The organism is Bordetella ansorpii, from assembly GCF_900078315.1.
Taxonomy (GTDB): Bacteria; Pseudomonadota; Gammaproteobacteria; order Burkholderiales; family Burkholderiaceae_B; genus Bordetella; species Bordetella ansorpii.
Map to the genome: position 1 here is coordinate 114525 of NZ_FKBS01000006.1, position 13697 is coordinate 128221.

Below are 13697 nucleotides of genomic sequence, written 5' to 3' on the forward strand. Positions count from 1 at the left end.
GATTGGTTAAGGGCCCGTTGTCGGGCCAACGCTTTACGAGGGAATTTCCCATGAAGACCATCGACGAAATCGAACGCGCGCATGCTGAACTCACCGCCCTGCGGCGCGACATCCACGCCCATCCCGAACTGGCTTTCGAAGAGACCCGCACGTCCGGCCTGGTGGCGCAGCGCCTGCGCGACCTGGGTCTGGAAGTGCACACCGGCCTGGGCAAGACCGGCGTGGTGGGCGTGCTGCGCGGCACGGGCGGCAACTCGAAACGGGCCGTCAGCCTGCGCGCCGACATGGATGCGCTGCCCATGCCCGAGCTGAACCGCTTCGAGCATGCTTCCACCATTCCCGGCCGCATGCACGGCTGCGGCCACGATGGCCACACCGCCATGCTGATGGGCGCGGCGCAGTACCTGGCGAAGCACCGCGATTTCGACGGCACCGTCAACTTCATCTTCCAACCCGCGGAAGAAGGCGGCAACGCCGGCGCACGCGCCATGATGCAGGACGGACTGTTCGAGAAATTCCCCTGTGACGCCATCTTCGGCATGCACAACATGCCCGGCATGCCGACCAACCAGTTCGGTTTCCGCACCGGTCCGGCCATGGCCTCCAGCAACCGCTGGGACATTGTGATCAAGGGCATCGGCGGCCATGCCGCGCAGCCGCACCGCGCGGTCGATCCTATCGTGGTGGCGGCCGACATGGTGCACGCGCTGCAGACCGTCATCTCGCGCAGCCGCGATCCGCTGGATTCGGCGGTGCTGTCCATCACGCAGATCCATGCGGGCGACGCCTACAACGTGATCCCCAACGAGGCCGTGCTGCGCGGCACGGTGCGCACCTACACCACCGAGGCGCTGGACAAGATCGAGGAAGACATGCGCCGCATCGCCACGACGCTGCCGCAGGTCTATGGCGGCACGGGCGAGCTTCACTTCGTGCGCGCTTACCCGCCGTTGGTCAACTGGGAAAAGGAAACCGCCTTCGCCGCGCAGGTCGCGCGCGACACCTTCGGCGACGAAGCCGTCGATACGACCATCCCGGCGTTCATGGGCGCCGAGGACTTCTCGTTCTTCCTGGAAGCCAAGCCTGGCTGCTACCTGTTCCTGGGCAATGGCGAGGGCGATCACCGCCTGGCCAGCTACCACGGCATGGGGCCGTGCCAACTGCACAACTCCAACTACGATTTCAACGATGCGTTGCTGCCCGTGGGCGCGACGTACTGGGTGAAGCTGGTGCAGGCCTTCTTCAAGCAGGCCTGACGGCATAAGCGGCGGCGCCATGCCGCCGCGTAGCCCTTGCACGCCGAGCGCCGACCGAGAGGTCGGCGTTTTGCATTGACGCCCCTTTTTGGGGCCGACCGTGGCGCGCCGAACCCGATTCAAGCGTGTTCGACCCATGCGTTCCAGCATAAGCATATGGGCCGATTTCATATGCGTACCCATATGACTAAAAGCTCTGTCGAAAGGCGGATTTATTCGTTTGCGTAAGGCCTCGGCGTTTTCATAATCAGAGCTCCTGACTCATATAAGCGCCGCCTATATCGCGGCAAGGTAGCCGGTCCGCAAGCGGGCCGCTGCATGGAGCAAAACGATGTCCGCCAATCCCGTCATCCTCGAACGTCCTGTCTCGGCTGGGCCGCAATCGGCTGGGTCGCACTCGGCCGCCGCCCCGCAAAGCTTCGAGGTTCGCCCTTTCGCCAACGGCATTGGCGCCGAGATCGTGGGCATCGACCTGGGCCGCGACCTGAACGCAGAAGACTTCGGCCGCGTGCATCGCGCCCATCTCGACTATCACGTGGTGGTGTTCCGCGACCAGCGGATCACCCCGCAGCAGCACATCGACTTCAGCCGCCGCTTCGGCAAGCTGATGATCCACGTGCTGCACCAGTTCCACCTGGCCGGCCATCCCGAGATCCTCATCATCTCCAACGTCGTCGAGAACGGCCAGCCCATCGGCCTGGGCGACGCGGGCAAGGAATGGCACTCGGACATCTCGTACAAGGAATTGCCGGCCCTGGGGTCTCTATTGCATGCGCAAGAGCTGCCGTCCGAAGGCGGCGATACCCTGTTCGCCGACATGGAGCTGGCCTACAAGACCTTGCCCGAGCACCTGCGTAAAGTGGTCGAAGGCCGCAACGCCATCCACTCGTACCTGGCCCGCTACGACCGCCTGCGCGGCCAGAGCAACTGGCGTCCCACGCTCAGCGCCGAGCAGATCGCCCAGGTGAAGGAAGTGTCGCATCCCGTGGTGCGCACCCATCCCGAAACCGGCCGACGCGCGCTGTTCGTCAGCGAAGGCTTCACGACCCGCATCGAGGGCCTGCCCGAAGACGAAAGCCGCCAGGTCCTGGACGAGCTGAACGCGCACGCCGTGCGTCCCGAGCACATCTACCGCCACCAGTGGCAGCCGCACGATCTGCTGTTCTGGGACAACCGCTCGCTGATCCACCTGGCCGCCGGCTGCCCGCCCGAACTGCGCCGCAAGCTGTTCCGCACCACCATCGAAGGCGACGCGCCTTTCTAAGGCCGCGCCGCATCTCCCCTACGCTTTACGGACGTTCTCTCATGCGCCCTGTCGAAACCTCCAGCGAACGCTTCACGCGCGTGCTGACCGCCACCGTGCTGGCCCTGCTGATCGCAGTGCTGGCGCTGGCTTCTCCCACCCCGGCCCAGGCCGAAGGCCGCATCCGCATCGCCGAGCAATACGGCGTCGTCTATCTGCTGCTGAACGTCACCCGCGACCAGCAACTGATCGAGAAGCACGGCAAGGCCGCCGGCGTGGACATCGAGGTGGAATGGGCCAAGCTGTCGGGCGGTTCGGCCGTGAACGACGCGCTGCTGTCCGGCGCGGTCGACATCGGCGGCGCCGGGGTCGGCCCGCTGCTGACGCTGTGGGACCGCACCCGTGGCCGCCAGAACGTGCGTGGCGTGGCCTCGCTGGGCAACTTCCCTTACTACCTGGTCAGCAACAATCCCGCAGTGAAGACGATTGCCGACTTCACCGACAAGGACCGCATCGCCGTGCCTGCCGTCACCGTGTCGGTGCAGTCGCGTGTGTTGCAGATGGCCGCGGCCAGGCAGTGGGGCGCCGAGCAGTTCAACCGCCTGGACCGCCTGACCCTCGCGCTGCCGCACCCCGATGCCGCCGCCGCCATCATCTCGGGCGGCACCGAGATCACCGGCCATTTCGCCAACCCGCCGTTTCAAGATCAGGAACTGGCCGAGAACCCCAAGGCGCACATCGTGCTGAATTCGTACGACGTGCTGGGTGGCCCCAGTTCGTCGACGGTGCTGTTCGCCACCGAGAAGTACCGCAAGGAAAACCCCAAGACCTATGCCGCCTTCCTGGCCGCGCTGGCCGAGGCCGCCGAATTCGTGCGCGCCCATCCCGAGCAGGCCGCCGACATCTACATCAAGGCCACGCAGGCCAGGATCGACCGCGCCCTGCTGGTCAAGGTCATCACCAATCCGCAGGTGCAGTTCAAGCTGGCGCCCCAGAACACCTACCCGCTGGCCGAGTTCATGCATCAGGTCGGCGCCATCAAGAACAAGCCGGCCAGCGCGCGCGACTACTTCTTCGACGACGCCATCACGGCACAGGGCAGCTGAGATGAGCGCCACCCCGAGCCACCTGCCCACGCCGTTGCTCAGCGCGCGCGGCGTCACCATTGAATACAAGACGCCCGACCGCCTGGTGCGCGCCACGCACCAGGTCAGCTTCGACGTGTTGCCTCAAGACCGCTTCATCCTGCTGGGCCCGTCGGGTTGCGGCAAGTCGACGCTGCTGAAGGCCGCCGCGGGCTTCGTGCAGCCCGTCGAAGGCGAGTTCCTGCTGGATGGCAAGCGCATCCGTGGTCCCGGCCCCGATCGCGTCGTGGTGTTCCAGGAGTTCGACCAGTTGCCGCCCTGGAAGACGGTGCGCCAGAACGTAGCCTTTCCGCTGCGCGCGGCGCGTCGCCTGTCGCGCGCCGAGGCCGATGAGCGCGCCCTGCATTATCTGGAGAAGGTCGGGCTGGCTGCCTTCGCCGATGCCTACCCGCACACGTTGTCGGGCGGCATGAAGCAGCGCGTGGCCATTGCCCGCGCCCTGGCCATGCAGCCGCGCGTGCTGCTGATGGACGAACCCTTTGCCGCATTGGACGCGCTGACCCGCCGCCGCATGCAGGAAGAGCTGACGGCGTTGTGGGAGGGCTCGCCCTTCACGTTGCTGTTCGTCACCCATTCCATCGACGAGGCGCTGGTGCTGGGCAACCGCATCCTGCTGCTGTCGCCGCATCCCGGCCGCGTGCGCGCCGAACTGAACGCGCACCAGTACGACCTGCGCAGCCCCGGTTCCGCGGGCTTCCAGGCGGCGTCGCGCCGTATCCACGATCTGCTGTTCGACGAGCCCGACGCCGCCGTCCAGCCCGCGCAGCAAGCCGCCGCGTAAGGAGTTCCCATGTCCGTTTCCTCCGCCTCGGTGCGGCCCGAGTTCGTGCGCGAGCCCGAGCCGCTGCCGCAGGGCATTTCCGTTGCCGTCCCGCTGTCATGGCACGAACGCCTGTTCCGCCACGCCATCGTGCGCAAGTCGCTGATCCTGGTGCTGCTGGCCATCGTGTGGGAAGCCGGCGCGCGCTATGCCGACAACGACCTGCTGCTGCCCGGCGCCCTGCAGACGGGCCGCGCCTTCATCGACGGCATCGCGACCGGTGAGCTGACCCGCCGCGCCGCGTTGTCCATGAGCGTGCTGCTCAAGGGCTACCTGGCCGGCATCGTGCTGGCCTTCGTGCTGACCACGCTGGCCGTGTCCACGCGCTTCGGCCGCGACCTGCTGTCCACGCTCACTTCGATGTTCAATCCCCTGCCCGCGATCGCGCTGCTGCCGCTGTCCATGCTGTGGTTCGGCCTGGGCCAGGGCAGCCTGGTGTTCGTGTTGATCCACTCTGTGCTGTGGGCGCTGGCCGTGAACATGTACAGCGGCTTCCTGGGCGTGTCCGAGACGCTGCGCATGGCCGGCCGCAACTACGGCCTGACGGGCCTGCGCTACGTGCTGGCCATCCTGGTGCCCGCGGCGCTGCCCGCCATCCTGTCGGGCCTGAAGATCGCCTGGGCCTTCGCCTGGCGCACGCTGATCGCCGCCGAACTGGTGTTCGGCGCGTCCAGCGGCCAGGGTGGCCTGGGCTGGTACATCTTCCAGAACCGCAACGAGCTTTATACCGACCGCGTGTTCGCCGGCCTGGTGGCGGTGGTGATCATCGGCCTGCTGGTGGAGAACCTGGTGTTCGAACTGCTCGAGCGCGTCACGGTGCGGCGTTGGGGGATGCAGCGGTAAAGGGCCTTGTCTCGATGCGCAGCAATAGTCTGCAAAGCTGGGTTAGCAAAAGAGGCCGGTCTGACTGTTGTGATTTGACCTACTCGGTTTGAACTTTCTGCTGGGCTGCCAAGGCCGCTTTTAGCATAGCGCCCAGTTGGCTGCCGGGTTCCGTCTCTTTGGTCCGGACATGCTTCCGTGGACTCGGTACATTGGCCGTCCATGCTGGCGAGTTCTTCCAATCTTCCGGAAAGCCCAATGCTGGGCCAATTGGGATGTTTGGATACTTGGCGAACAAGGCTTCAAGGTCGCTTTTCCAACGCGGACCTCGTCTGATGCTCTTGCAAACATAGTTGATTATGGTGGCAGTAGCGTAGAAGGTGCGCTGCTGCTCTTTATCGAATCGTAGGTCCCGCTTTCTGTACTCTGCAGGGGTAACGCTAGTATTTGCGCCAAGCAGGCGCCCGTGGTGAAAGACGGTGTTCCGCATCACTGAGAACGCGTGAAGCCAAGTGCGAAAGACGGCAGGATCTTCAACTTTGAATTTTCGGCTTACCTCTTTGCGCAGGCCTACGTCTGCCACGGTAGGGTACGCGGTAGACCACGATCCGAAGGACAGGCATTCGCTGATCGCCCAGCTAGGCGGAAGTGCCGGTTCCTTGTACTTCTTCTGATAGTGCTCGATGAAGGGCTTCTTCTTCATCCGATCGACTTCTTCTGCTATCAGCTCTACCAGAGACTTCTTGCGCTTGGCGTCCTGGAGCGCCTGAACCTTAACAGGCGCAGGGGTGTGGCCGATGAACAGCGCAGCATTCTCGAACCAATGCGGCCCGTGATGTTTGCTCATCACATTGGAGATTGCCGCGCGAACCATAAGCTCGATTCGTTCTAGCGCATCCCCAGTAATTCTGCGCAGTTCTCGGTCGAACTCGTACCGCTCGATGATTTGGTCAAAGTGTGTGCCTTGCCTGAAAGTCTTTGACTCTGGGTCTAGCCACTGATACCAGTAGCCCTTCATCCTGTAGCCGCCTACCTGCGTGAGATAGGGCAACGCGGTCTGTGCGTCGACGGCCATACCCTGCTTTTGCAGCTTAGCCAACAATTCGTCCGGATCTAAGTGGACTTTGTTGAAGACTCGTCTGGCGTCTCCCGCAGCTTGCTTGGCACCGGCTTCTGCCGGTTGTGCTTGATAGTTCATCGTTCTTGCACAAGCTATAGACGTGAAAAACCCGCCTTTTGCACTGTCTTTCTAAGAAAGACACACTGTCCTAAGACAGCAAGTGTGGCGGGTTGCGTTAGAAGAATTATTGATCAAATTTGATCATCTAGTCAACTACCAAAGAAGATCTTCTTTTGAGATGGTAGAACTATTGGTCTTCTATGTTAGAAAAATTGCTTGAAAGTTACGAGAGCCCATCTGTAGCTGTAACGACGCACGTTTTATCTGTAGGATCACAGTACGCCGCCTGCGATCAGCTTGTCTTCCATTCAGTTCACGGTGATCTTCGCGTCCTTGATGACGCGTCCGTAGCGGTCGGAGTCTGCTTTCATCAGCGCTCCGAACGCGGCTGGCGTGCCGCCAACCGGCAGGAAGCCTGCATCCATGTACGTCTTCCGCACGTCGGGCTCTTGCACAATGGCGCTGATCTCGCGCGCCATGCGATCGATGATGGCTGGATCGGTACCCTTGGGCGCCAGCAGGCCGACCCAGGAACTCGTCACGAAGCCGGGCATGCCCGCCTGTTCCATCGTGGGAATATCGGGCTCGGTGGGCCAGCGCTGCTTGCCCGTGAAGGCCAGCGCGCGCAGGCGGCCTTCCTTGACGTACTGCATGGGCACCAGGATGGGATCGAACACCATCGACACCCGGCCCGCCAGCAGGTCGGCCAGGATCGGCGCGCTGCCCTTGTAGGCCACGTGCGTCATCTTCAGCTTGGCCCGCAATGCCATTTCCGCACCCGTCAGGTGCGCGCTGGAGCCGGTGCCGCTGGAGGCGTAGGTCAGCTTGTCGGGATGGGCCTGCGCATAAGACACCAGTTCGGGCAAGGTCTTCACCGGCAGGTCCTTGTTGACGAACAGGAACAGCGGCAGGTCGGCCATCTGCACCACGGGCACCAGATTGTCCTGCGAGTAGTTCAGTTCGTACAGGTGCGCGTTGATCACGTACGCGGGCAGGATGCTGAGGAACGTGTAGCCGTCCGGATCGGCCTTGGCCGCCTGGGCCGCGCCGAGATTGCTGTTGGCGCCCGGCCGGTTCTCCACGATGATGGTCTGCTTCAGGCGGTCGCCCAGCTTGTTCATCACCACCCGCGTGGCCGTGTCCGTCGCGCCGCCGGGCGTGTAGGGCACGATCACCCGGATCGGCTTGTCTGGCCAGGCCGCCTGGGCATTGCCCACCGCCGCCAGCGCGCCGCCCAACAGCGTGAACGCCATCATTGCCAGGACGCCTCTGCGCCGGCGCGTCTGTTGCTGTGCCATGGATACTCCTCCTTAGTGGGCCGTTGCCGCCGCGCCTGAAGGCGCGGGGCCGATGTCAGTGTTCTGACTATTCATCGGTACCGAGGGAAAAGTATGCCCGCGTGTCCGCGAGCTCGCGTTCGCACTGCCTGATCGTGCTCTTAAGCATAGAAAAAGGGCTGGATTGCATCGTGGCATCCAGCCCTTCCTGGAAAACGCCGGTCAGGCGGCTTTCACCGCCCCGGCCGGCCCGCTCAGCCGTTCGCCGCGCTGGCCGTCTCCTTTTCCATCTTCTTCGTGATGGTCCACTGCTGCGCGATGGACAGCGTGTTGTTCACGCACCAGTACAGCACCAGGCCGGCCGGGAAGAAGAACATCATCCCGCCGAACACCAGCGGCATGACCATCATGACCTTGGCCTGGATGGGGTCCGGCGGCGTCGGGTTCAGGCGGATCTGCAGGAACATGGTGCCCATCATGATGGCGGGCAGGATGAAGAACGGATCGCGCACCGACAGGTCGTGCACCCACAGGATCCACGGCGCGCCGCGCATTTCCACGCTGGCCAGCAGCACCCAGTACAGCGAGATGAACACCGGGATCTGCACCACCATGGGCAGGCAGCCGCCCAGCGGATTGATCTTCTCGGTGCGGTACATCTCCATCATGGCCTGGTTGAGCTTCTGGCGATCGTCGCCGTACTTCTCTTTCAGGGCCTGCAGGCGGGGCGCCACGCGCTTCATGCGCGCCATCGACTTGTAGCTGGCGGCGGCCAGCGGGAAGAAGATGGCCTTGATGATGACCGTCAGGGCCACGATGGTCCAGCCCCAGTTGCCCAGCACGCTGTGCAGCCAGGTCATCAGGGTGAACAGCGGCTTGGCGATGATGGTCAGCCAGCCGTAGTCGACCACGGTTTCCAGGCCGGGCGCCAGCGCGGCCATGGCCTTCTGGTCTTGCGGACCGACCCACAGGTGCGAGTCGACGGTGGCCGTCGAACCCGGGGCGACCTCGCCCACCGCTTCCACGGTGCGCGCGGCGTACAGGTTCGGCTGGACCTGCAGCACTTCGTTGCTGCGGGCCTTGCCCTGCGGCGGAATCCAGGCGGTGGCGAAGTAGTGCTGCACCACGGCGATCCAGCCGTTGTCGGCCTGCTTGACGTAGCCGCCCTTGTTCTTCTGGATGTCCGACCACGTGACCTTCTGGAAGTGCTCCTGGTCGGAGTACACGGCCATGCCGGTGAACGTGTGATAGAAGCTGGACGTGCCGGCCGGATCGCTGCCGTCACGCTCGAGCTGCAGGTACAGCGCGGGCTTGACCGGACCCGAACCCGTGTTCGACAGGTCGTGGCGCACGTCGACGTCGTAGCGGCCGCGATGCAGCGTGAAGGTCTTGGTGACCTTCAGGCCGCCCGATTCGGCTTCGAACACGATGGGCAGGGTGTCGCCGGTCATCGTGCGCTCGGTCGAGACCAGGCGGAAAGGCGTCTGGTGCGTCGGGAAACTTTCGCCGTTGGCGGCGCCGACCACACCGGTTTGCGCGATGTAGGTCAGGTTGGGCGAACGGTCGAGCAGCACGGTGGGGCGCTGAGTCTCGCCGTCGGTGAACTTCAGCAGTTCGGCGCGGATCAGCTGGGCGCCGGTGGTGTCGAAGGTCAGGCGCAGGGCGTCGGACGTGACCACCACTTCTTCCGCCTTGACCGGCGTGCCCGTGCCCGGCACGGAGCTGCCCGGCGCGCTGGGCGTGGACGAACCGGTGTTGGCCGCGGGCGCGTTCGGGATCGAAGCGGTGGGCGCGGGCTCGGCCGGCTTGGCGTTTTGAGTCTGGGCCGCCGGGGTGGACGGGCCAAACAGCGACTGCTTGCCGTGCTGAACCTGCCAGTTGTTCCACAGCAGCAGCAGCGAGAAAGCGAAAATCATCCAGAGGACGGTGCGTCGGATATCCATGGTTCCTGAGGAAGTGAGCGGCGGACCAGCAAAGCCCACCAGTGTAGCGTCAATCCATTCCCGTGCGGCGATGCCCCGAGCAACAGGGCGCGCCGTTGCTGTCGGCATCCGGCACGGGATCGTGGCCCCCGGGTGACCAGGGGTGGCAGCGGCCGATACGGCGGGCCGCCAACCATAGACCGCGCAAGGGGCCGTGGCGTTCGATGGCTTCGATGGCGTAGGCGGAACAGGTCGGCGTAAAACGGCACTGCCGGCCAATCCAAGGGCTGAGGAAGAACCGGTAGAACCGGATCGGCGCAATCAACAGTGCCTTGATCATCGCGCGATACGCTCGAAGTGAGCGTCTACTTCAGCGCGTGCCGTGCGCTTGAGCTCAGTCAGTGAAACCGGTGCGACGCGGCTTTGCAGCCGGACCACGTAGTCGTGGGCAGGCAACGTCAGCCGCTTGGCCCGGAAAGCTTCGCGGATGACGCGCTTCAGGGCGTTGCGGGTGACGGAGCGGGGCGCGAAGCGTTTGGCGATCACCATGCCGAGCCGCGCACAGGCGGGTTCCCCTTCCGTGGTGGCAACGGCGGGAATGGCGCTGATGATGAAAAACGCCCCTCGGGCCGCACGCCGGCCTTTCAGGGCGGCGGCGTACTCGGAGGGGCGATGCAGTCGCGCCTCCGCAGGGAGCGTGGCGCGTGTCATGAACGGCAGGTCCAGCCGGAACCGCAGGGTGCGCCGGGGCGCGCGATGCGGTCTCGAAACCGCCGGGCCTTAGACGGCCAGGCGCTTGCGGCCCTTGGCGCGGCGAGCGTTCAGGACGGCGCGGCCGCCGCGGGTTTTCATGCGCACGCGAAAGCCGTGGGTGCGCTTGCGACGGGTGACGGAAGGTTGGTAGGTGCGTTTCATGGACGTTCCAAGGAAAGAACAGGCCGAATGACCGGGTTACTTGCTGCGGGTTGGTTGTATTTCTTGCCGTATGGCCGGCGGCGTGCCGCCAGGCCTGGCCCGCGGCTGCGGGCTACCCTGTTGCGGTTTCGCCGCGATCAGGGACTTTCGAGACCGGCTGCGTGATCGGCATGGCCTGTTCGGCAACATGTCGTCGTAGGCAGACGTTCCCCGGAGTCTTACAACTCCACAGAGCCGGTTCCAGAGGGTTTTAAGCTCTGCCGCGGCCCTGCTTCCGCACTTTTGCCCCGTCTTCGACAGGTAGAATTCGGAAAAGCCCACCATTTCAGCAAGTTTCCTTCGCATTGTCAAACAGTTAGCGGCCGCTCTCAGAGATGTAACGGTCGCGGGCTGTGGATAACCTGCCCTCAGGCACGGTAGAATCGAGGTTTGAACAAGAGCGACATGAAAGAATTCTGGCAGACCTGCGTCAGTCGTCTTGAGCAGGAACTCCCCCCCCAACAAATCAGCGCCTGGATCCGGCCGCTAGTTCCGCTCGCCTTCGATGAGGCGAACGCGGTGCTGCGCGTCGCCGCGCCCAATCGCTTCAAGCTCGACTGGGTTCGCAAGAACTTCTCCACCCAGATCGAAGCCCTTGCCTCCGAATGGTTCGAGCGACCGGTACAGGTCACGTTCGAGTTGCCGGGCAGCAGCAGCGCGCCGCGTATTCCGCAGGCGCCGCGCTCGCCGAACTCCGCGCCGCCGCCTGTTGCGTCCACGCAGCAGATGCACCTGGACGAGCCCGCGCCCGCCGCGCCTCCCATGCCCGCCGGGGTCGGCAGCCAGGCCGCCGCCATGTCCGGCGGCGCGGCCACCGATGCGGCCAGCCTGGTGTACGAACGTTCGCGCCTGAACACCGATCTCACGTTCGACAACTTCGTCACCGGCAAGGCCAACCAGCTGGCCCGCGCGGCGGCGTTGCAGGTGGCCGAGAATCCCGGCATCTCGTACAACCCGCTGTTCCTGTACGGTGGCGTGGGCCTGGGCAAGACCCACCTCATCCACTCCATCGGCAATGCCATGGTGGCGGCGGGCACCGGCGTGCGCGTGCGCTACGTGCATGCCGACCAGTACGTGTCCGACGTGGTGAAGGCCTACCAGCGCAAGGCGTTCGACGACTTCAAGCGGTACTACCACTCGCTGGATCTGCTGCTGATCGACGATATCCAGTTCTTCTCCGGCAAGAACCGCACTCAGGAAGAGTTTTTCTACGCCTTCGAGGCGATGGTGGCCCAGCGCAAGCAGATCATCATCACCAGCGATACGTATCCGAAGGAACTCTCCGGCATCGACAGCCGGCTGATCTCGCGTTTCGATTCCGGCCTCACGGTCGCCATCGAGCCGCCCGAACTCGAGATGCGCGTGGCCATCCTGCTGCGCAAGGCCGAGTCCGAGGGCGTGCCCATGCCGGAAGAAGTCGCGTTCTTCATCGCCAAGCACCTGCGCAGCAACGTGCGCGAGCTCGAAGGCGCGCTGCGCAAGGTACTGGCCTATGCGCGCTTCCACGGCCGCGACGTCCTGACGGTCGACGTCTGCAAAGATGCCCTGAAAGACCTGCTGTCCGTGTCCAACGGCCAGATCACGGTCGAGAACATCCAGAAAACAGTCGCCGACTTCTACAAGATCAAGGTCGCCGACATGTATTCGAAACGGCGTCCCGCCAATATTGCGTTGCCGCGTCAGGTTGCAATGTACCTGGCGAAGGAGTTGACCCAGAAAAGCCTGCCGGAAATCGGTGATCTGTTCGGTGGCCGCGATCACACCACGGTGCTGCACGCGGTTCGCAAGATCTCCGATGCCCGGGCCAAGCAAGCGGAACTCAACCATACCCTGCACGTGTTGGAACAAACTCTAAAAGGATGAACATGCAACTCGTACAAACCACACGCGATGCATTGCTGAAACCGCTGTCGACCGTGGCGGGTATCGTCGAAAGACGCCACACCCTGCCCATCCTGGCGAACATCCTGATGCGCAAAGAGGGCAACAAGGTGTCGTTCATCGCCACCGACCTCGAAGTGCAGATCACGACGCATGCGGATTTCGGCGTGGGTTCCGAAAACGAGTCGATCACGGTGGCCGCGCGCAAGCTGCTGGACATCCTGAAGGCGCTGCCGGCCACCGACGACGTGCGCCTGTCGCTGGCCAACAGCAAGCTCACCGTGCAGACCGGCAAGAGCCGCTTCGCGCTGCAGACGCTGGCCGCCAGCGAGTTCCCCACCGTGGCCCAGCCCGAGCAGTGGAACGTCTCGCTGACCATGCCGCAACGCATGCTGCGCCACCTGTTCAACATGGTGCACTTCGCCATGGCCCAGCAGGACATCCGCTACTACCTGAACGGCATGCTGCTGGTGTTCGAGCCGGGCCACGTGCGCGCCGTGGCCACCGACGGCCACCGCCTGGCGCACTGCGCCACCGCCGCCGACGGCATCGCCGAGCGCCATGAAGTCATCGTGCCGCGCAAGACCGTGCTCGAAATGCAGCGCCTGCTGGAAGACTCCGACGAGCCGGTCTCGCTGGATGTCGCGCCCGGCCAGATCCGTTTCCGTTTCGGCGGCGTCGAGCTGGTCTCCAAGCTGGTCGAGGGCAAGTTCCCCGATTTCACGCGCGTCATCCCGACCAACTACACACGTCACTTCAGCGTGTCGCGCGAACTGCTGCAGGGCAGCCTGCAGCGTGCCGCCATCCTGACCACCGACAAGTTCAAGGGCGTGCGCCTGCAGCTGGCGCAGAACCAGATGAAGATCTCGTCCTCCAACGCCGAGCAGGAAGAGGCGCAGGAAGAGCTCGACATCGACTATGGCCATGAACCGCTGGACGTCGGCTTCAACGTCAGCTACCTGCTGGACGTGCTGGGCAACGTCAAGACGGAAAACATCCAGTGGTCCGTGATGCCCGACGCCAATGCGTCGGCGCTCATCACCCTGCCTGAAGACGACCAGTTCAAGTACGTCGTCATGCCCATGCGCATTTGATTGCGCATGCGCCCAGCGGCCGCAGGCGGGCGTGTTGCCCGCGGCGGCCCGCCCGGCCGTGAGGCCGCTTTTGCCGCCGGATCGCATTCCGGCACTGCTCTTC

At 64.1% G+C, this 13697-nt stretch carries 13 protein-coding genes; 7 read left to right on the top strand and 6 right to left on the bottom strand.

Going from position 1 to position 13697, the window contains the following annotated elements:
- Positions 1–50 precede the first annotated feature (50 nt).
- The 5 genes from A7W11_RS01630 to A7W11_RS01650 all read left to right on the top strand — a co-directional run bounded on the left by A7W11_RS01630 (position 51) and on the right by A7W11_RS01650 (position 5307).
- Positions 51–1256, top strand: a complete 1206-nt coding sequence (locus tag A7W11_RS01630; protein ID WP_066406853.1) for a M20 aminoacylase family protein — start codon at positions 51–53, stop codon at positions 1254–1256.
- Between the two features lie 331 nt (positions 1257–1587).
- Entirely contained in the window at positions 1588–2520 is a 933-nt protein-coding gene (locus tag A7W11_RS01635; protein ID WP_066406856.1) for a TauD/TfdA dioxygenase family protein, read from the top strand.
- Positions 2521–2561: 41 nt separating this feature from the next.
- Positions 2562–3605, top strand: coding sequence for an ABC transporter substrate-binding protein (locus A7W11_RS01640; protein ID WP_066406858.1), 1044 nt, complete (start codon positions 2562–2564; stop codon positions 3603–3605).
- A 1-nt stretch (position 3606) separates the two neighbouring features.
- Positions 3607–4425 carry an ABC transporter ATP-binding protein gene (locus A7W11_RS01645; protein WP_066406861.1) on the top strand — a complete coding sequence of 273 codons (819 nt, stop codon included), beginning with the start codon at positions 3607–3609 and terminating at the stop codon, positions 4423–4425.
- A 9-nt stretch (positions 4426–4434) separates the two neighbouring features.
- A complete protein-coding gene (locus tag A7W11_RS01650; RefSeq protein WP_066406864.1) occupies positions 4435–5307 on the top strand; it encodes an ABC transporter permease in 873 nt (290 codons plus the stop codon).
- Positions 5308–5386: 79 nt separating this feature from the next.
- Here A7W11_RS01650 and A7W11_RS01655 read toward each other — a convergent pair whose 3' ends face one another.
- The 6 genes from A7W11_RS01655 to rpmH all read right to left on the bottom strand — a co-directional run bounded on the left by A7W11_RS01655 (position 5387) and on the right by rpmH (position 10580).
- A complete protein-coding gene (locus A7W11_RS01655) occupies positions 5387–6484 on the bottom strand; it encodes an Abi family protein (RefSeq protein WP_082887028.1) in 1098 nt (365 codons plus the stop codon).
- A gap of 290 nt (positions 6485–6774) precedes the next feature.
- Positions 6775–7764 (bottom strand): Bug family tripartite tricarboxylate transporter substrate binding protein, encoded by a 990-nt coding sequence (locus tag A7W11_RS01660; protein WP_066406868.1) that lies wholly within the window; start codon positions 7762–7764, stop codon positions 6775–6777.
- 233 nt (positions 7765–7997) lie between these two features.
- Positions 7998–9686: a membrane protein insertase YidC gene (gene yidC, locus A7W11_RS01665; RefSeq protein WP_066406869.1), complete on the bottom strand. Its 1689-nt coding sequence runs from the start codon at positions 9684–9686 to the stop codon at positions 7998–8000.
- Positions 9687–9735: 49 nt separating this feature from the next.
- Entirely contained in the window at positions 9736–10005 is a 270-nt protein-coding gene (gene yidD / locus A7W11_RS27220; protein ID WP_082887029.1) for a membrane protein insertion efficiency factor YidD, read from the bottom strand.
- Positions 10002–10376 (bottom strand): ribonuclease P protein component, encoded by a 375-nt coding sequence (locus tag A7W11_RS01670; protein ID WP_066406870.1) that lies wholly within the window; start codon positions 10374–10376, stop codon positions 10002–10004. The genes yidD and A7W11_RS01670 overlap by 4 nt, the downstream gene beginning before the upstream one ends.
- Positions 10377–10445: 69 nt before the next feature.
- A complete protein-coding gene (rpmH, locus tag A7W11_RS01675) occupies positions 10446–10580 on the bottom strand; it encodes a 50S ribosomal protein L34 (protein ID WP_003800771.1) in 135 nt (44 codons plus the stop codon).
- 444 nt (positions 10581–11024) lie between these two features.
- Between rpmH and dnaA the strand changes: the two genes are divergently transcribed.
- Together dnaA and dnaN are read left to right on the top strand one after the other, a co-directional pair.
- On the top strand, positions 11025–12482 hold the full coding sequence (dnaA, locus tag A7W11_RS01680; protein WP_066407358.1) for a chromosomal replication initiator protein DnaA: 1458 nt from the start codon (positions 11025–11027) through the stop codon (positions 12480–12482).
- Between the two features lie 2 nt (positions 12483–12484).
- Positions 12485–13594 carry a DNA polymerase III subunit beta gene (gene dnaN, locus A7W11_RS01685; protein ID WP_066407355.1) on the top strand — a complete coding sequence of 370 codons (1110 nt, stop codon included), beginning with the start codon at positions 12485–12487 and terminating at the stop codon, positions 13592–13594.
- The last annotated feature ends 103 nt before the right edge of the window (positions 13595–13697 follow it).